At 68.6% G+C, this 18,296-nt stretch carries 17 protein-coding genes; 16 read left to right on the forward strand and 1 reads right to left on the reverse strand.

Features of this window, described 5'->3' with window-relative positions; translation table 11 throughout:
- Nucleotides 1–68: 68 nt before the first annotated feature.
- The 5 genes from GZH52_RS03515 to GZH52_RS03535 all read left to right on the forward strand — a co-directional run bounded on the left by GZH52_RS03515 (nt 69) and on the right by GZH52_RS03535 (nt 5,940).
- Nucleotides 69–791 carry an LPP20 family lipoprotein gene (locus tag GZH52_RS03515; protein WP_163315114.1) on the forward strand — a complete coding sequence of 241 codons (723 nt, stop codon included), beginning with the start codon at nt 69–71 and terminating at the stop codon, nt 789–791.
- 2 nt (nt 792–793) lie between these two features.
- On the forward strand, nt 794–2,065 hold the full coding sequence (locus tag GZH52_RS03520) for a flagellar assembly protein T N-terminal domain-containing protein (RefSeq protein ID WP_163315115.1): 1,272 nt from the start codon (nt 794–796) through the stop codon (nt 2,063–2,065).
- Nucleotides 2,066–2,160: 95 nt separating this feature from the next.
- Entirely contained in the window at nt 2,161–3,153 is a 993-nt protein-coding gene (locus GZH52_RS03525) for an extracellular solute-binding protein (RefSeq protein ID WP_163315116.1), read from the forward strand.
- 127 nt (nt 3,154–3,280) lie between these two features.
- Complete coding sequence (locus GZH52_RS03530; protein WP_239057993.1) at nt 3,281–4,894, forward strand: ABC transporter permease; 1,614 nt, start codon at nt 3,281–3,283, stop codon at nt 4,892–4,894.
- Nucleotides 4,891–5,940 carry an ABC transporter ATP-binding protein gene (locus GZH52_RS03535; RefSeq protein ID WP_163315118.1) on the forward strand — a complete coding sequence of 350 codons (1,050 nt, stop codon included), beginning with the start codon at nt 4,891–4,893 and terminating at the stop codon, nt 5,938–5,940. The genes GZH52_RS03530 and GZH52_RS03535 overlap by 4 nt, the downstream gene beginning before the upstream one ends.
- Before the next feature lie 48 nt (nt 5,941–5,988).
- On the opposite strand, the gene pbpG is transcribed toward GZH52_RS03535, so the two are convergent.
- Nucleotides 5,989–6,849 (reverse strand): D-alanyl-D-alanine endopeptidase, encoded by an 861-nt coding sequence (pbpG, locus tag GZH52_RS03540; RefSeq protein WP_163315119.1) that lies wholly within the window; start codon nt 6,847–6,849, stop codon nt 5,989–5,991.
- A gap of 119 nt (nt 6,850–6,968) precedes the next feature.
- Here pbpG and uvrB point away from each other — a divergent pair, with 119 nt between their 5' ends.
- The 11 genes from uvrB (at nt 6,969) to GZH52_RS03595 (ending at nt 18,204) form a co-directional block, all read left to right on the forward strand.
- A complete protein-coding gene (gene uvrB / locus GZH52_RS03545; protein WP_163315120.1) occupies nt 6,969–8,987 on the forward strand; it encodes an excinuclease ABC subunit UvrB in 2,019 nt (672 codons plus the stop codon).
- Nucleotides 8,988–8,992: 5 nt separating this feature from the next.
- Nucleotides 8,993–9,472 (forward strand): low molecular weight protein-tyrosine-phosphatase, encoded by a 480-nt coding sequence (locus GZH52_RS03550; protein WP_163315178.1) that lies wholly within the window; start codon nt 8,993–8,995, stop codon nt 9,470–9,472.
- A complete protein-coding gene (locus GZH52_RS03555; RefSeq protein WP_163315121.1) occupies nt 9,469–10,167 on the forward strand; it encodes a chemotaxis protein CheB in 699 nt (232 codons plus the stop codon). The genes GZH52_RS03550 and GZH52_RS03555 overlap by 4 nt, the downstream gene beginning before the upstream one ends.
- The gene (locus GZH52_RS03560; protein WP_163315122.1) at nt 10,164–11,480 is read left to right on the forward strand and encodes a sigma-54-dependent transcriptional regulator; all 1,317 of its coding nucleotides are present in this window, start codon (nt 10,164–10,166) and stop codon (nt 11,478–11,480) included. Before GZH52_RS03555 ends, GZH52_RS03560 begins: the two co-directional genes overlap by 4 nt.
- A gap of 15 nt (nt 11,481–11,495) precedes the next feature.
- Nucleotides 11,496–11,816 carry a flagellar hook-basal body complex protein FliE gene (gene fliE, locus GZH52_RS03565; protein WP_163315123.1) on the forward strand — a complete coding sequence of 107 codons (321 nt, stop codon included), beginning with the start codon at nt 11,496–11,498 and terminating at the stop codon, nt 11,814–11,816.
- A gap of 49 nt (nt 11,817–11,865) precedes the next feature.
- Entirely contained in the window at nt 11,866–13,587 is a 1,722-nt protein-coding gene (gene fliF / locus GZH52_RS03570) for a flagellar basal-body MS-ring/collar protein FliF (protein ID WP_163315124.1), read from the forward strand.
- Nucleotides 13,580–14,578, forward strand: a complete 999-nt coding sequence (gene fliG, locus GZH52_RS03575) for a flagellar motor switch protein FliG (RefSeq protein WP_163315125.1) — start codon at nt 13,580–13,582, stop codon at nt 14,576–14,578. Before fliF ends, fliG begins: the two co-directional genes overlap by 8 nt.
- Nucleotides 14,568–15,401 carry a FliH/SctL family protein gene (locus GZH52_RS03580; protein WP_163315126.1) on the forward strand — a complete coding sequence of 278 codons (834 nt, stop codon included), beginning with the start codon at nt 14,568–14,570 and terminating at the stop codon, nt 15,399–15,401. Before fliG ends, GZH52_RS03580 begins: the two co-directional genes overlap by 11 nt.
- Nucleotides 15,394–16,782, forward strand: a complete 1,389-nt coding sequence (gene fliI, locus GZH52_RS03585; protein ID WP_163315127.1) for a flagellar protein export ATPase FliI — start codon at nt 15,394–15,396, stop codon at nt 16,780–16,782. Before GZH52_RS03580 ends, fliI begins: the two co-directional genes overlap by 8 nt.
- A gap of 4 nt (nt 16,783–16,786) precedes the next feature.
- Nucleotides 16,787–17,227, forward strand: a complete 441-nt coding sequence (fliJ, locus tag GZH52_RS03590; protein WP_163315128.1) for a flagellar export protein FliJ — start codon at nt 16,787–16,789, stop codon at nt 17,225–17,227.
- A gap of 68 nt (nt 17,228–17,295) precedes the next feature.
- Nucleotides 17,296–18,204, forward strand: a complete 909-nt coding sequence (locus GZH52_RS03595; RefSeq protein WP_163315129.1) for a flagellar hook-length control protein FliK — start codon at nt 17,296–17,298, stop codon at nt 18,202–18,204.
- Nucleotides 18,205–18,296 lie beyond the last annotated feature (92 nt).

Consider the following 18,296-nt stretch of genomic DNA (forward strand, 5'->3'; position numbering starts at 1 on the left):
CTGCCATAAAGCATGTGGCGTATTGGTCGATAAAGTATCATTCCCCCATCGTCCACGCGGTAAAACCGATGAAAGTCTGCAAATCTATCCTCGCCGGTGTGCTCGCCGGTGTTTCGGGCCTTGCGGCGGCCGGCGGGCTGCCTGCCGCGCGTACGGGCGGCTGGATGGTCGTCGCCGAGGCGCCGGCCGGCGTCACCAGCCAGCCGGCAACGGGGCGGGGCGGCACCTTGCTCGGTGGCGGCTACGCCGGCGTCGGCGAGCCGCCGCGCGTCGTGGTGCAGGAGAAAGTCGTCGTCAAGACCGAAGCTGCGCCCGTCGCCGCCTTCGACGCGTACCGCGTGCGGGTGACCGGCCGCGGCGCACCGCCGTTCGCTAGTTCGCTGTCGGCGCCGCAGCGCCGCTTGCTGGCGATCCGTGCGTCGCAGCTCGACGCCTACCGCGCGATCGCCGAAGAGGTGCAGGGCTTCCGCCTGACCGGCAGCAGCGCGGTGTCCAACCTGATCGCGGTCAACGACATCTTCCGTGTCTACGTCGATGCCTACCTGCGCGGCGTACGCATCGTCTCGACCCAGGTCAAGGTCGACGGCAGCGCCGAGACGGTCGCCGAGCTGGTGCTCGACGAGTCGTTCTACAAGGCGTACCAGAACGCGCTGCGCCAACAAGGCGCACTGGCTGCGCCGCCGGTGCAGCGTGCCGCCGAGGCGATGCCCGCGCCTGCACAACCGCAAAAGCTCTCCGCGTGCACCGGCAACGGCTGCGCCTGGGGCAGCGACTTCTACCTGTCCAAATGAGCATGCGGCGCCTGACCTGCCTGCTGGCGTGCGTGTTTGCCACGGCGGCACACGGCGCGCGCTACGAGGCCGAGGGGATCGCTTCGCTGGGGGCCGGGCGCAGCGCGGCGCGAGAACTCGCGCTGGACGACGCCAGACGCCAGGTCGCGGTGCAGCAGGGCGGGCGCTACGCCGGACAGAGCGAGTCGGCGTCCGGCGTGCTCGCCGAGTCGTCGATGCTGGCCGCCCCGCCCGTGCAGGGGACGGTTCGCGTCGTCGGCGAGCGCGAGGCAGACGGCCTGCTCTACCTGCGCGTGGTCGTCGACGACGAGCCGGCCATTCCGGCCCCTGCGGTGATCCCGGCCTCCACGCCGGTCAGCGCCGCCCCGGCGTGTGCCGGGAGCACCTTGCCCGACGGGCGTTTCCTCAAGCGGCGCGCGCTGACGACCTTCTTCCCGCTGGATGTGCCGCGCGAGGCGGCGGGTCTGGGCGAAATATCCGCCTGGCTGCCCGCCGAACTGGCGCGCCGCCTGTCGATGCGCGACGTCGCCAGTGTGGAGGATGGCAGCCGCTACACCCTGTTCGCAGGCCAGGGGGCGTCGCCGCTGGCCGGTCGCGCCGCCGCGCGCGGTTTTGCCGAGCGCAGCGGCGCGCAGTTCGTGCTCGCCGGGCGTGTCGTCGACACCGCCGTGGTACGCCAGGCGCCGCGCTTTTCGCTGTTCGGTGCGCCGGGGACGACGGCCGGCGCTGCCGACTACACCGGCCCGTTTGCCGGTCTGGTCGGCGGCAGCCTGAAGGTTTCGCCCACCGCGCGCCGTTTCGTGGTCGACGTCTGGCTGTACGACGGGCTGACCGGCGCCTTGCTGATGGACGAGCGTTTCGAGGGTGAGGCCAGCGGAGATGTCGCGCCGTCGTCGGCGCGCGCGTTCACGCCCTGGCAACTGGGCAGCAGCGACTATGGACGGATGCTGTCCGCCGTGCTCGACCGGGCGGTCGAGCGCTTGGCGCTCAATATCGGCTGCCTGCCGTTTACCGCGCGCGTCGCGCGTGCAGAGGGCGGGCAGGTGGTGGTCGACGCCGGTGCGGTAGACGGGCTGAAGGCCGGCGACCGGCTGATGGTGTACCGGCCGCAGCCGGCGAGCGAGGTGCGCGACGCGGCCGGGCGCGATATCGGCATGAGCGAGGTACTGGTCGGCGACCTGATGCTCAGCCAGGTGCAGCCCCGCCTTGCCATCGGCGTGATGCGCGGCGGCGCGGCGCAGACCGGCGACCTGTTGCGTTTCCCGCGGCGTTGAGCGGGCGGGAAACCGCGTCGTTCATCTGGTACTTGATAACCATTATCATTGCGATTATCATTTTCGCACCTAATCCGATAACCGGGAGTTGTGACGTGAAGAAGACGCTGATGATGGGGGCGGTGCTGGCCGCTGTGGCCGGTGTTGCACAGGCCGAAGAGCTGGTGGTCTACGGCGCGCGTGGCGAGCAGCTGGTCAAGCCGCTGTTCGACGCCTACCAGAAGGAAACCGGCGACAGCGTCCGCTACGTGATGGACAAGGAAGGCCCGCTGATGGAGCGGATGAAGGCCGAGGGCGCGAACTCGCCGGCCGACATCCTGCTGACCGTCGACGCGGGCAACCTGTGGCAGGCCAGCCAGATGGGCCTCCTTAAGCCGTACAAGTCCAAGCTGATCGACGCCAACGTGCCGGCCCACCTGCGTGACCCGGCGCACAACTGGACCGGCCTGTCGATCCGCGCGCGCACCATCTTCTACAACACCCAGAAGGTCAAGCCGGCCGACCTTGCAAGCTACGCCGACCTCGCCTCGTCCAAGTGGAAGGGCAAGCTGTGCCTGCGCACCTCGAAGAAGGTGTACAACCAGTCGCTGGTCGCGATGATGCTGGCCGAGCAGGGCAAGGTCGCCACCGAGAAGACCGTCAAGGGCTGGGTCGACAACCTGGCGACCGACGTCTTCCCGGACGACACCAAGCTGCTCGAAGCGATCGCTGCCGGCCAGTGCGACGTCGGCATCGCCAACACCTACTACTACGGCCGCCTGATGGAGAAGAAGCCGGACCTGCCGCTGGGCATCTTCTGGGCCGACCAGAAGGGCAAGGGCACCCACGTCAACATCTCCGGCGCCGGCTTGGCGCGCTACACCAAGAAGGAAGCTGCGGCGACCCGCCTCATCGAATGGCTGTCGTCGACCAAGGCGCAGAACCTGTTCGCCGACGTGAACATGGAATACCCGGTCAACCCGAAGGTGAAGCCGGACGTCAAGGTGGCCGCATGGGGCCCGTTCAAGCAGAACCTGATCAACGTCTCCAACGCCGGCAGCCGCCAGGCCGAGGCGGTGATGCTGATGGACCGTGCCGGTTACCGCTAAGCGATGACCTGCCGGCGGCGGCCTCCGGGCTGCCGCCGTTTTTATGCGGGTATAATCGTCAGTCTTGATGATGCCCGGAACCCGGGCGCCGTTGCGGCGCCTGCCCAAGATGTCTGCTTTGCCTGCCTTGAAAACTGCCGCCGTCTGGCGCTGGCGCTTGCCGGTGCTCTTGCTCAGCCTGTGCACGCTGGTGCCGCTGGGCGTGCTGCTGCCTGCCTTGTTCAACCCGGACCCCGGGATCTGGGCGCACCTGATCGACTACCTGCTGCCGCAACTGGCCGTCAATACCGCGATTCTGCTCATTGGCGTCGGCGCCGGCGTGCTCGCCATCGGCGTCACGCTCGCGTGGCTGGTCGCCGTGTACGAGTTTCCGGGGCGGCGCTTCTTTAACTGGGCGCTGATGCTGCCGCTGGCGATGCCTGCCTACGTGTTGGGTTTCTCCCAACTTGGCCTGTTCGACTACACCGGCCCCGTGCAGACGCTCGCGCGGGCGTGGACGGGGTCGTCGGAGTGGGTGCCGTCGGTGCGTTCCAGTGGCGGCGTGGTGCTGGTGCTGTCGCTGGCGTTCTACCCCTACGTCTATCTGCTCGCGCGCGGTGCGTTCGCGACGCAGGGGCGGCGCGCGCTCGAGGTCGGCCAGTCGCTCGGCCTGTCGCGTGCCGAGGGCTTCTGGCGCGTCGCGCTGCCGATGGCGCGGCCGTGGATCATGGGCGGGCTGATGCTCGCGCTGATGGAGACGCTGGCCGACTTCGGCACCGTCGCCGTGTTCAACTTCGACGCGTTCACCTCGGCGATCTACAAGGCCTGGTTCAGCTTCTTCTCGCTGGACACCGCCAAGCAGCTCGCGTCGATGCTGGTGTTCATCGTGTTCGTGCTGGTGGTGTTCGAGCAGCGCGCGCGCGGCCGGCGCGCGTACACCGCCAGCGCGCGCGGCGGGCAGCAGCCGAGGATCGCGCTTGCCGGCGTGCAGGGGTGGGCGGCGGCGGCATGGGCGACGCTGGTGCTCTTGATGGCCTTCGTGCTGCCCTTCGGCCAGGTGCTGTGGTGGGCGTACCAGGGTTGGGCCGAGGAAGCGAACGCGGTGCTCGTCGACAACGCGCTGCGCTCGCTCATGCTCTCGGCGATGGCGGCGCTGTTGGTCGGCGCGGCCGCGCTGCTGCTCGCGTATGCGGTGCGCCGCGACGGCGGCGGCTTCAACCGGCTGTTGTCGCGCGTCGCGACGCTCGGCTACGCGGTGCCCGGGACGGTGCTCGCGGTCGGCGTGTTCGTGCCGGTGGCGTGGCTCGACAACCAGCTGATCGCGCTCTTCGGCGCGTGGCTGCCCGAGGGTACCGGCTCGATCCTGAAGGGCTCGCTCGCGGTCCTTTTGCTCGCCTACGTCGCGCGCTTCATGGCGGTCGGCCACGCACCGGTCGACGCCGCGATGCACCGAATCAGCCGCTCGCAGGAAGAGGCCGCGCGCAATTTGGGGCTGACCGGCGCGCGCCTGGTTGCCCGCCTGCACCTGCCGCTGCTTAAGGGCGGCCTCTTTACCGCCCTCCTGATGGTATTTGTCGACGTGATGAAGGAGATGCCGATCACGCTGATGACCCGCCCCTTCGGCTGGGACACGCTGGCGGTGCGCATCTTCACCCTGACCAGCGAAGGCGAGTGGGAGCGCGCCGCCTTGCCGGCCGTGCTGCTGGTGCTCTCCGGCCTGCTGCCGGTGATCCTACTCTCGCGTGAGGAAAACAAAGGATGACGAAGGATCTGCTGGTTTTCGAGTCGGTCAGCCACGCCTACGGCGTAGCGCGCGTGATCGACGACATGAGCTTCACTCTGCATGATGGCGAGATCGGCTGCCTGCTCGGCAGTTCGGGCTGCGGCAAGACGACGGTGCTGCGCGCCATCGCCGGCTTCGAGCCGATCGCCGCGGGCAGCATCCGGCTGGGCGGGCGGCTGCTCGCCGGCGACGGCGTCAGCGTGCCTGCGCACGAGCGCGAGATCGGCATGGTGTTCCAGGACTACGCACTGTTTCCGCACCTGAATGTCGAGGATAACGTCGGCTTCGGCCTGTCCGCGCTGCCTCGTGCCGAGCGGCGCGCGCGGGTCGAAGCGATGCTGGACCTGGTCGGGCTGGGTGCCGAGGCGCGCCGCTACCCGCACGAGCTCTCCGGCGGCCAGCAGCAGCGCGTCGCGCTGGCACGGGCGCTCGCGCCCAGGCCGCGCCTGTTGCTGCTGGACGAGCCGTTCTCCAACCTCGACGTCGACCTGCGCGAGCGGCTCGGCCGCGAGGTGCGCGACATCCTCAAGCACGAAGGCGTCAGCGCGATCCTGGTCACCCACGACCAGCACGAGGCATTCGCGGTCGCCGACAAGGTCGGCGTGATGCAGGGCGGGCGCCTCCTGCAGTGGGCGACGCCGTACACGCTCTACCACGAGCCGGCGCAGCGCTTTGTCGCCGACTTCATCGGGCAGGGGGTGCTGGTGCCGGGCAGAGTGACCGCGCCGCGCTGCCTGAGCCTGGAGCTGGGCGAGTTCTGCGGCCTGTTGCCGCTGGGTTTTGCCGCCGGCGACGACGTCGACGTACTGCTGCGCCCGGACGACGTGGTGCACGACGACGCAAGCCCGGTGCAGGCGACGGTGGTCGCCCGCGTGTTCCGCGGCGCCGACTTCCTGTATACGCTCGCGTTGCCGTCCGGCCAGCGGGTGCTCTCGCAGGTGGCGAGCCACCACGACCACGCGCTGGGCGAGCCGATCGGCATCCGCCTCGAACTCGACCACCTGATCGCGTTCAGGCGCCAATGAAAGAAGCCCCGCTGCGCGGGGCTTCTTTACGTCAGCGATTGACCGGGTTTAGCCGGCCAGCCAGTGGCCCGGCTGGGCCTCGAGCCAGGTCTTGATGGTGCGCGCGTCGTTGGTGCGCGCGCTGGGCGCGTTGGCGTCGAGCAGCACGATCACCAGCGGCTGGCCGCCGACGGTCGCCTGCATCACCACGCAGCGGCCGGCTTCCTGGATGTAGCCGGTCTTGGACAGGCCGATGTTCCACTCGCCCTCGCGCACCAGCGCGTTGCTGTTGCGGTAGTGCAACGCGCGGCCGCCTCGGCCGTACACGTCGTGTTCGGTCGAGGTGCTGTACTGGCGGATCAGCGGGTAGCCGTACGCCGCGCGCACCATGCGCGAGAGGTCCTGCGCGGTCGAGCTGTTGCGCATGTCGAGCCCGGTCGGGTCGTAGAACACCGTGTCGCGCATGCCGAGCGCGCGGGCCTTGGCGTTCATGCGCGCGACGAAGGCTTGCGTGCCGCCTGGGTAGTAGCGGGACAAGACGTGCGAGGCGCGGTTTTCCGACGACATCAGCGCGAGCAGCAGCATCTCGCGGCGGGTCAGCGAGGTGCCGACGGCCAGCCGCGAGCTGGTGTTCTTCAGGCGGTCGATCTCTGCGTCGGAAATGGTCAGCACCTCGTCCATCGGCAGGCCGGCGTCGAGCATCACCATCGCCGTCATCAGCTTGGTGATCGACGCGATCGGCACGCGCGCATTCGCGTTTTTCTGGTACAGGGTGTCGCCGGTGCTGGTGTTGACGACCAGCACCGAGTTGGAACTGAGGTGCGGCGCGCTCTGCTGGAACGCGGCAAGATGGTAAACTGGCTGTGCTGCCTGGGCGAGCGGGGAGAGGGCGAACACGCCAGCTGCGAGGGCAGAGATGAGTTTCAGCATCCCGTGAGGCTCCATGTGACGGGTTGTCGATTGCGTATGTGCGCGATTTTAAGCGTAAAACCCGTTGCTGCGCAGCCGTTTTATAGGTCGGCTGCGACAGACTTTCGCCGGAGACGAAAATGAGCGTGCAAACCTTCCCCGACAGCCCGTTCCGCCTGCACCAGGCGTTCGCGCCGGCGGGCGACCAGCCGGTGGCAATCGGCCAGCTGGTCGAGGGCCTGGACGACGGTCTCGCCTACCAGACGCTGCTCGGGGTGACCGGCTCGGGCAAGACCTTCACCATGGCCAACGTGATCGCGCGCACCGGGCGTCCCGCGATCATCATGGCACACAACAAGACGCTGGCCGCGCAGCTCTACAGCGAGATGCGCGAGTTCTTCCCGGAAAATGCCGTCGAGTACTTCGTCTCCTACTACGACTACTACCAGCCCGAAGCCTACGTCCCCAGCCGCGACCTGTTCATCGAGAAGGACTCGAGCATCAACGAGCATATCGAGCAGATGCGGCTCTCGGCGACCAAGAGCATCCTCGAGCGGCCGGACTGCGTGATCGTCGCCACGGTGTCGGCGATCTACGGTATCGGCGACCCGACGTCCTACCACCAGATGATCCTGCACCTGAAGGAGGGCGAGCGCCTCGCCCAGCGAGAGATCATCGGCCGGCTGACCACCATGCAGTACGACCGCAACGACGTCGACTTCTCGCGCGGTACCTTCCGCGTGCGCGGCGACGTGATCGACGTGTTCCCGGCCGAATCGGCCGAGCTCGCGCTGCGCATCTCGCTGTTCGACGAGGAAGTGGAGGGGCTGTCGCTGTTCGACCCGCTCACCGGCGAGACGCGGCAGCGGGTCGGCCGCTACACGGTGTTCCCGTCCAGCCACTACGTGACGCCGCGCGACAAGGTGCTCGCCGCGTGCGAGCGCATCAAGGTCGAACTGGCCGAGCGCGTCGCGCACTTCCAGAAGGAAGGCAAGCTGGTCGAGGCGCAGCGCATCGAGCAGCGCACCCGCTTCGACCTCGAGATGCTGTACGAGATGGGCTTTTGCAAGGGCATCGAAAACTACTCGCGGCTGTTTTCCGGGCGCGGCCCGGGCGAGGCGCCGCCGACGCTGATCGACTACCTGCCCAAGAACGCGCTGATGTTCATCGACGAGAGCCACGTGACCATCCCGCAGATCGGCGCGATGTACAAGGGCGACGCCGCGAGGAAGCAGAACCTGGTCGAGTACGGCTTCCGCCTGCCCTCCGCAGCCGACAACCGGCCGCTGAAGTTTCCCGAGTTCGAGCGGCTGATGCCGCAGGCGGTGTTCGTGTCGGCGACGCCGTCGACCTACGAGCACGAGCACGCCGGCCAGGTGGTCGAGCAGGTGGTGCGCCCGACCGGCCTCGTGGACCCCGAGATCGAGATCCGCCCGGTGGCGACCCAGGTCGACGACCTGCTCTCCGAGATCCGCCTGCGCCAGGGGCGCGGCGAGCGCGTGCTGGTGACCACGCTGACCAAGCGGATGGCCGAGCAGCTGACCGATTACTACACCGAGCACGGCGTGAAGGTACGCTACCTGCACTCGGACATCGACACCGTCGAGCGGGTCGAGATCATCCGCGACCTGCGCCTGGGGATGTTCGACGTGCTGGTCGGCATCAACCTGCTGCGCGAGGGGCTGGACATCCCCGAGGTGAGCCTGGTCGCCATCCTCGACGCGGACAAGGAAGGCTTCCTGCGCTCCGAGCGCAGCCTGATCCAGACCATAGGCCGCGCGGCGCGCAACCTGGCCGGGCGCGCCATCCTGTACGCCGACCGCATCACCGACAGCATGCGCCGCGCGATCGACGAGACCGAACGGCGCCGCGCCAAGCAGATCGCGTTCAACCTCGAGCACGGCATCACGCCCAGGGGCATCGAGAAGAAGGTGCGCGACATCATCGACGGCGTGTACGCGCCGGACAAGCGCGAGCGCGGCCATGTCGAGGCCGAGGCGCGCGTCGCGATGATGGACGAGAGGGCGCTCGCCCGCGAGATCCGCGACCTCGAGAAGGCGATGCAGGAAGCCGCGCGCAACCTCGAATTCGAAAAGGCCGCCGGCCTGCGCGACCAGCTCAAGGCGCTGCGCGAGCTGGCTTTTGTCAACGACCTGTGAAGACGATGACCGACTACGCGATCCTGTTTGTCTGCATGGGCAATATCTGCCGCTCGCCAACATTCGAAGCGGTGTTGCGCGCGCGTTTGAGCGAAGCGGGCCTCGCTGGGCGGGTGACGGTCGACTCGGCCGGCACCCACGGCTACCACGCCGGCGAGCGTCCGGACAGGCGCTCACAGCAGGCGGCGGCGCGGCGCGGCTACGACTTGTCGGGTCAGCGTGCGCGGCAGGTGGTCGTCGCCGACTTCAGCCGTTTCGACCTGATCCTCGCCGCCGACGCGGCCAACCTCGCCGCGCTTGCCCGCCTGCGCCCGGCCCGCGCGCGCGCGCGCGTCGAGCTCGCGCTGTCGGTGATCGAGCCGGGCATGGAGGTTCCCGACCCCTACTACGGCGGAGGCGAGGGCTTCGACGCGGTGCTCGACCTTGCCGAGGCGGCCGCGGAGCGCTGGGTCGCCAGGCTGGCGGCCGAAGGGGTGTTGGCATGAGCGCGCGACCGAGCGGCACCATGCTGCCCCCGATCGAGGTGTCGCCCAGCCTCAGCGCCGACGCGATCCTCGCGCGCGCGCGCGCGCCGGCGCCCGGGCGGCAGCCGCTGATCGCGATCGGCGCGTCGACCGGCGGCACCGAGGCGCTGCGCGTCGTGCTCTCGGCGCTGGAGGCGGGCTCCCCCGCCATCGTGATCTCGCAGCACATGCCCGAGATGTTCACCCGCTCGTTCGCCGAACGGCTCGACTCGCTGTGCCGGATCCGCGTGAAGGAGGCCGAGGCGGGCGAGCCGGTGCAAGCCGGCGTCGCCTACGTCGCGCCCGGCCATTCCCACCTGTTGCTGCGCGCGACACCCGCCGGCGGCTACACGGTGCAGCTTGACCGCGGCGCACCGGTCAACCGCCACCGGCCGTCGGTCGACGTGATGTTCCGCTCGGTCGCCAACGTCGCCGGTCGCCAGGCGCTCGGCGTGATCCTCACCGGCATGGGGCGCGACGGCGCCGAGGGCTTGCTCGAGATGCGCGAGGTGGGCGCCTACACGCTCGCGCAGGACGAGAAAAGTTGCGTCGTGTTCGGCATGCCGCGCGAGGCGATCCTGCGCGGCGCTGCGCACGAGGTGCTGTCCTTGTCCGAAATCGCTCCCAGGCTGACGGCGCTGTGCCGCCAGCGCATTCCTGTCAGAACTTCCCCATGAATACCTTGCCCATCCTGGTCGTCGAGGACGACGCAGACCTGCGCGAAGCCATCGTCGACACCCTGTCGCTGGCCGGTTACCCGGTGCTCGAGGCTGCCGACGGCGAGGCCGCGCTTGACGTGCTCGCGCGCGAGGCGGTCGGCCTCGTGGTGTCCGACGCGCAGATGGCGCCGATGGACGGCTACACCCTGTTCGCCCGGATAGCCGAGCGCCACCCCGGCGTGCCCTTCGTGCTGATGACCGCGTACGGGGTGATCGAACGCGCGATCGAGTTGTTGCGCGCCGGCGCCGCGCACTACCTGCTCAAGCCCTTCGAGCCCGCCGCCTTGATCGCCGAAGTCGAAAAGCACGCGCTCTTCGCACCTGGCGGGGCGGACGAGGGCATCGTCGCCGAGTCTGCCGCGATGCGGCAGTTGCTGTCGGTCGCCGGCCGCGTCGCGCGTTCGGACGCGTCGGTGCTGGTCAGCGGCCCGAGCGGTTCGGGCAAGGAAGTGCTGGCGCGCTACATCCACCGCCACTCCAAGCGCGCCGACGGTCCGTTTGTCGCGGTCAACTGCGCGGCGATTCCCGAGAACCTGCTCGAGTCCACCCTGTTCGGCCACGAGAAGGGCGCGTTCACCGGCGCAACCCAGGCGCTGCCCGGCAAGTTCGAGCAGGCTCAGGGCGGCACCTTGCTGCTCGACGAGATCACCGAGATGCCGCTCGCGCTGCAGGCCAAACTCTTGCGCGTGCTGCAGGAGCGCGAGCTCGAACGGGTCGGCGGAACGCGCACCATCCGCCTGGATATCCGCGTGCTCTCGACCAGCAACCGGGACGTGGCCGCCGAAGTGGCGGCCGGGCGTTTCCGCGAAGACCTCTATTTCCGCCTCAACGTGTTTCCGCTGCGGGTGCCCGCCTTGCGCGAGCGCAGGGACGACATCCTGCCTCTGGCGCGCTTCTTGCTGGATAAACATCGCGAACAGGAAGGACTGCCGCGCGTCGCGCTGTCGGCCGGCGCCGCCCGTCATTTGACGGCCTATGACTGGGGCGGTAACATCCGCGAGCTCGACAATGCCATGCAGCGGGCGGCAATTCTTGCCGGTTCGGCGGAAGTTACTGCCGCCGAATTGATGCTGGGTGGCGGTTTTGCCGTAGATTCCCTTCCTGCCGCAAGCGTCGGTGACGACGCAGACATCAAGACCCTGGAGAAGCGCCATATCCTCGAGATGCTCTCTCAGGTGGGCGGTGTCAGGAAAATGGCGGCCGAAAGGCTGGGAATCAGTGAACGGACCCTGCGCTACAAGCTGCAACGCTACCGCGAAGGGGCCGAGTAATTAAGGAGTCAGGGCATGTCGGCGCAGGGAATCAACCAGTTGCTCGGCGAGATGCGCGCGATGCAGGCGCTGGCGGCGGGCAAGGGTGCCGCCGCTCCCCAGGCCGCACCCGCGGTCGAGTTCGGCGACGTGCTGAAGGCGACACTCGAACAGGTCAACAGCGTGCAGCAGGCGTCGCAGGACTTGCAGAAGCGTTTCGAGCTGGGCGACGAATCGGTCAATGTGCAGGACGTCATGGTGTCGATGCAGAAGGCGAGCCTGAGCTTCCAGACCATGACGCAGGCGCGCAACAAGCTGGTGTCGGCTTACCAGGAAATTATGAACACCCAGGTCTGATGTCGTCGGCGTTCCGATGGCTGGGGACATCGGATGAAACTTCTCCCATATGGCTGAATTGGTCGACAACACGACGCCGGCCTGGAAAGGCCGGGTAGCAGAGGCGGCAAACCGCTTCAAGGCGCTGCCCAACAACAAGAAGTTGCTCTTCTTCGCCGCGCTCGCCGCGGTGTTTTCGCTGGTCGTCGCGCTGGTGCTGTTCAACCGCGCGCCGGACGAGCGCGTGCTGTTCTCCAACCTGTCCGACGGCGACGGCGGCCAGATCACCGCCGCCTTGCAGCAGATGAACGTGCCGTACAAGCTGGGCGAAGGCGGCGTGATCTCGGTGCCGGCCGACCAACTGTACGACGTGCGTCTCAAGCTTGCCGCACAGGGCCTGCCCAAGGCCGGCGGTACCGGCTTCGAACTGATGGACGGGCAGAAATTCGGCATCAGCCAGTTCTCCGAGCAGGTCAACTACCAGCGCGCCGTCGAGGGCGAGCTTGCCCGCACCATCGAGTCGGTGTCCGCCGTCCGCCAGGCGCGCGTCCACCTGGCGATCCCCAAGCAAAGCGTGTTCGTGCGCGAGCGCGAACTGCCGACCGCGTCGGTGATGCTGACCCTGCACCCCGGCCGGGTGATGGACGCCGCGCAAACCGCGGGCATCATGCACCTGATCTCCAGCTCGGTGCCCAACCTGCCCTTGAAGAACGTCTCCATCGTCGACCAGGACGGCAACCTGATTTCCGGTGCGACCGAGCTTGAAAACGGCTCGGGTCTCGACCGCCGCCAGCTGGGGCTGGTGCGCCAGATCGAGAAGGACTACGCGCAGCGCGTCGAGTCCATCCTCGAGCCCATTTTCGGCAAGGGTAACGCGCACGCGCAGGTGACCGCGCAGGTCGACTTCTCCGAGCTTGAGCAGACCTCCGAGACCTACCGCCCGAACTCGTCGCCCAACCCGTCGGCGACGCGCAGCCAGCAGATCATGGAAAGCCTGGGCAATGGCGCGCCCACACCGTCCGGCGTGCCGGGCGCGCTATCCAACCAGCCGCCGTCGGCGGCGTCGGCGCCGCTGTCCTTGCCACCGGGCGCCGCGCCCGGCACCGTCACGCTGTCGGGACAGCCCTTGACGCCCACCGGCGCTACCCGCCGCGAGATCACCACCAACTACGAAGTCGACAAGACCATCCAGCACCTGCGCCAGCCCAAGGGGCAGGTCAAGCGGCTGTCGGCTGCGGTGGTCGTCAATTTCAAGCTGGTGCCGGACAAGGACGGCGCGCTCAAGCCGACCGCGCTGACCGCGCGCGAGATCGAGCAGGTCAACGCGCTGGTGCGCGAGGCGATCGGCTACAACGCCGAGCGCGGCGACTCGGTCAACGTCGTCAACGCGGCATTCGCCGACGCCGTCTTGCCGCCGACGCTGCAGGACAAGGTCGTCGGCTACGTCAGCGACAACGGCGGCGAACTGTTCAAGTACGCGCTGCTGGCGATCGCGCTGGCCTACCTGCTGTTGGGTGTGGTGCGGCCCATCATGCGCGACATCGTGCGTCCGCCGGCGCCGCCCTTGCCTGAACCTGGCAGCGCCGAGGCGGCTGCCGTCGGCGGCGGCAAGCTGTTGGCGGTCGCCGGCGACGACGAGGACATGGATGGCCGCACTGGCGGCGTCGAGATGACGCCGCAGGAGAAGCAGCGTCTCGACTACGACGCCGCCTTGCAGGCGGCGCGCGAACTGGTGAAGACCGACCCGCGCATGGCGGCGCAGATCATCAAGGAGTGGATTGCCGATGAGTGAAGCGGGCATCCGCCGTAGCGCCGTGCTGTTGTTCGGCCTCGGCCAGAACGAGGCGATCGAGGTGTTCAAGTACCTCGGCCCCAAGGAAGTGCAGAAGCTGAGCCTGGCGATGGCGCAGGTCAACAACGTCAGCCACGGCGAGATCCACGACGTGGTCGCCAAGTTCCGCGAGGAGTGCGCGGCGCGCGCGAGCATCGGTGCGACCGACGAGTACCTGCGCAACGTGCTGATCGAGGCGCTGGGGCCGGATAAGGCAGCCAACCTGCTCGACAAGATCACCCAGGGCAACGACCACAGCGGCATCGAAAGCCTCAAGTGGATGGACGCAAGCTCCGCTGCCGACCTGATCCGCAACGAGCACCCGCAGATCATCGCGACTATCCTCGTTCACCTCGAACCGGACCAGTCCAGCGGCATTCTCGCCCACTTCCCCGAGCGCCTGCGCAACGAGGTGCTGATCCGTACCGCGACGCTGGAAGGTGTGCAGCCGCAGGCGCTGCGCGAACTGAACGAGGTGCTCACCCAGCTCTTGTCCGGCTCCGACCGCATCAAGAAGAGCGCGGCCGGCGGCATCAGCCTCACCGCCGACATCCTCAACTTCCTCGGCTCCAACGTCGAGGCGTCCGCGCTCGGTTATATCCGCGAATACGACCCGGAACTCGCGCAGCGCATCCAGGACAAGATGTTCGTGTTCGAGAACATGCTCGATATCGACGACCGCGCGATCCAGACCATCCTGCGCGAAGTGCAGTCCGACTCGCTGGTCATCGCGCTCAAGGGCACCAGCCCCGAGATGCGCGAGAAGATCTTCAAGAACATGTCGCAGCGCGCGGCCGAGATGCTGCGCGACGACCTGGAGGCGAAGGGGCCGGTCAAGCTCTCCGAGGTCGAGGCCGAGCAGAAGGAGATCCTGAAGGTCGTGCGCAAGCTGGCCGACGAAGGCCAGATCGTGCTGGCGAGCAAGGGCGGGGACGAGGGCCTTGTCGAATAACGCGATCATCGGCGCCGAGCGCCTGGGCGACTGGCAACGCTGGACCATGGGCGAGCTGGGCTCGGCGCAGCCTGGCAAGGCTGCCCAGCATGCGCCGGCAGACCCGCTGGCGCTGCTCTCGCAGGTGACTGCCGAGGAGGTTGTGCGCGCGCTGGAAGCGTTGCCGCAGGAAGACGCTGCCGGGGCGCCGCCGCTCGAAGCGGTGCTCGCCGAGGCGGCGCCGGCGGTCGGCTACCCGACCGCGGCCGAACTGGAAACCATCCATCAGGAAGCGTGGCAGGCCGGCTTCGAGGCCGGCCGCAGCGAAGGCTACGGCGCCGGGCGTGCCGAGGGCGAGCAGGAAGGCTTCGCCCAGGGGCTGGAAAACGGCCGGCGCGAGGCCGAAGACGCGGCGGCGGCACGCTTTGACGGGTTGTGGCAGCCGCTGCAGGAGAGCCTGGCCGCCTGGGACGCCGGGCTCGCGTCGCTGCAGGCGTCGCTCGCGCCGCAACTGGCCGCGCTGGCGCTCGAGGTCGGCCGCCGGTTGGCCGGCGAGCAGCTCGCCGCCGATGCAGAGGCGCTTGCCCGGCTGGTCGACGAGGCGCTCTCGCCGCTCGCATCCGAGCTGACCCGCCTGACGGTGCGCCTGCACCCGGACGATGCGGCCGCGCTGGAAGACTTCCTGTCGCGGCAATATCCGCAGCTGTCGGTGCGCTGGCAGGGCGACGCGTCGCTCGCGCGCGGCGGTTGCGTGATCGATTCGCCGGTGGTCCGGCTGGACCTCTCGCTGGAGACCCGCACCGCCCAGCTGCGCGAGGCTTTGGGGCTGGACGCGCATGGCTGACTGGCTCGCCCGCCAGCAGGACTACCTGGACGCGTGCCGGCAGCGCCTGCAGGGCGTGCCGCGCGGCCGCCGCCAAGGGTTTCTGACCAGGGTGACCGGCCTCGTGATGGAGGCGACCGGCCTGCGCCTGCCGGTGGGCAGCGCCTGCCTGATCGAGTGCGGCCACGGCGAGCGCATCGAGGCCGAGGTGGTCGGCTTCTCGGCCGACCGCCTGTTCCTGATGCCGCTTGCCCCCATCCAGGGTCTGCTGCCGGGGACCGCGGTCGTCCCGCTGGAAGACAGGGTGCCGCCCCGCTACGGCGAGCCTTTCGCCGGCAAGTCCCGCGGCAGCGGCCGGCAGGTACCGGTCGGCTCGCGCCTGCTCGGGCGGGTGCTCGACGCGCTCGGGCGGCCGCTAGACGGCCGCGGGCCGGCCCCGTTTGACGCGACCGCGCCGCTTTACAGTGACCCCCTCAATCCGCTGACGCGCACGCCGGTGCGCGACGTGCTCGACGTCGGCGTGCGCGCGATCAACGGCCTGCTGACCGTCGGTCGCGGCCAGCGCCTGGGCCTGTTTGCCGGCTCCGGCGTCGGCAAGTCGGTGCTGTTGGGCATGATGGCGCGCTTCACCCGTGCCGACGTGGTGGTGGTCGGCCTGATCGGCGAGCGGGGACGCGAGGTCAAGGACTTCATCGAGAACATCCTGGGCGAAGAAGGCCTCGCGCGCTCGGTGGTGGTCGCCGCGCCGGCCGATACCCCGCCCTTGATGCGGTTGCACGGTGCCGCGTACGCGACCGCGCTGGCCGAGCACTTCCGCGCCGAGGGCAAGGACGTGCTCCTCCTGATGGATTCGGTGACCCGCTACGCGATGGCGCAGCGCGAGATTGCGCTGGCGATCGGCGAGCCGCCGGTTACCCGCGGCTACCCGCCGTCGGTGTTCGCCAAGCTGCCGCAGCTGATCGAGCGCGCTGGTAACGGCGAGGCAGGCGGCGGCTCGATCACCGCCTTCTATACCGTGCTCTCCGAGGGAGACGACCAGCAGGACCCGATCGCCGATTCGGCACGCGCGATCCTCGACGGCCACTTCGTGCTCTCGCGCACGCTGGCCGAGGCCGGGCATTACCCGGCGATCGACATCGAGCAGTCGATCTCGCGGGTGATGGTCGACGTGGTTAGCCGCGAGCACCTGGACGCGGCGCGCCGTTTCAAGCAGCTGTTCTCGCGCTACCAGCGCAGCCGCGACCTGATCAGCGTCGGCGCCTACGTGCCGGGGTCGGACCCCCTGCTTGACGAGGCGATTCGCCGCCAGTTGCAGCAGGTGGCCTTCCTGACCCAGCCGCAGCACGAGGCGCATGACTTTGCCTCGTCGTGCGAGCAACTGAAGCAGTCGCTGGCAGGCTGACGCCGTGGCCGGCAAATTCGACTTCCTGATCGACCTCGCGCAAAAGGCGCAGCAGCAGGCCGCCGACCGCATGCAGGCGGCGCAGGCGCAGCTTGCGGCACAGGAGGAGCGGCTCGCGCAGGTGGACGCGTTTATCGCCGATTACCAGGGGCGTCTGGTCGACGCCGGCCGCGGCGGCATGGGGGTCGAGCGCTATCTCGACTTTCGCGCCTTCCTCGGCAAGCTCACCGACGCGCGCCAGACGCAGGAGCGCGAGGTCGACCGCGCGCGCCAGCGCTACGTGCTCGAGCGCGAAGCCTGGCTCGCCCAGCGGCGCAAGCTCAAGGCGTACCAGACGCTCGCCGAGCGCGAGGCGGCCCGTGCCCAGTTGGTGGAGCGGCGACGGGAGCAGAAGCTGGTCGACGAATTCGCTGCCCGCAATTCCCGGCGTCCGGGGACTTCCTGAGCATTTCTTCTGTGGCACCATTCTTGCTTGATTTGGGTAAATCCCGAGTTGAGACCGGTCCTGTTCCGATGACGCTTTCCGTAACGCTTGCTTCCATGTTGCCCGGCCGCTCTGGCTTGCCGGGCGTGGCCCGCGCCGCCGCCTTGCCCGGCGGCTTGTTTGCCGACCTGCTCGACATGCAGGTCGGCAGCCTGTCCGCCGCCGCGCCGGCGCCGGGCGAGCGTCCGGCAGGCAAGCCGGCGGCTGACTTGCTTGACGCCGGCTCGCTTCAGGCGAACGCGCAGGCCGTACCCATGCTGGCGGTGTTGCCGCAGGCGATCCAGCCGCAACCCTTGCCGCAACCCGGACTGTCCATGGAACCCGCTGCGGAGGCAGGGGCAGCCGCGGCCGATACCCTGCTCGAGCTGACGCGCCAGCTTGCGCACGGCGCAGGGCAGGGCGGCAAGAAATTGCCGCAGCAGGCGGTGGCCGAGCAGCAAGTCTTGCCGGCCGGCGCGGCGTCTGTTGCCGTGACCGGTGCCGGCGGCGAGCATGCCGGCGCGCCGGTATCGCTGTCGATCGCCACCCCGCTAGGCCGCGACGAGGCGTGGCAGCGTGCGTTCGCGACCCAGGTCGGCGGCCTCGTGCAGATGAAGGCCGAGAGCGCGCAAATCCAGGTCAGCCCCGCCAACCTGGGGCCGATCGAGGTGTCGCTCAAGCTCGGCCAGGACCAGGCGCAGCTGACCTTTGTCACCGCGACGCCGCAGGCGCGTGACGCGGTCGAACAGGGCCTTGCCCGCCTCTCCGGCATGCTCGCGCAAAGCGGCATCCAGCTGACCGACGCGCAGGTCTCCTACGGGGATCGTCGCCAGTCGCACGATCAGGCGCCCGGCAAGGGGCGCGGCCGGGGCGAAGACGGTGACTTCGTGGTGGCCGAACTGGATGGCGCTGTGCAGTCCGCGCACGCAATTGCATCGGGGCTGAGCATTCGCGCCTGATTTTGCGTCTGCCGTCTGGTCAGCAGATGGTCGTTTCTGGGACAATGCGTTCATATATTTTCATGATTTCGTATTGATTTCAGGCGCGAGAC

It is taken from the genome of Crenobacter caeni, assembly GCF_010435965.1.
In the GTDB taxonomy this organism is placed as follows: Bacteria; Pseudomonadota; Gammaproteobacteria; order Burkholderiales; family Chromobacteriaceae; genus Craterilacuibacter; species Craterilacuibacter caeni.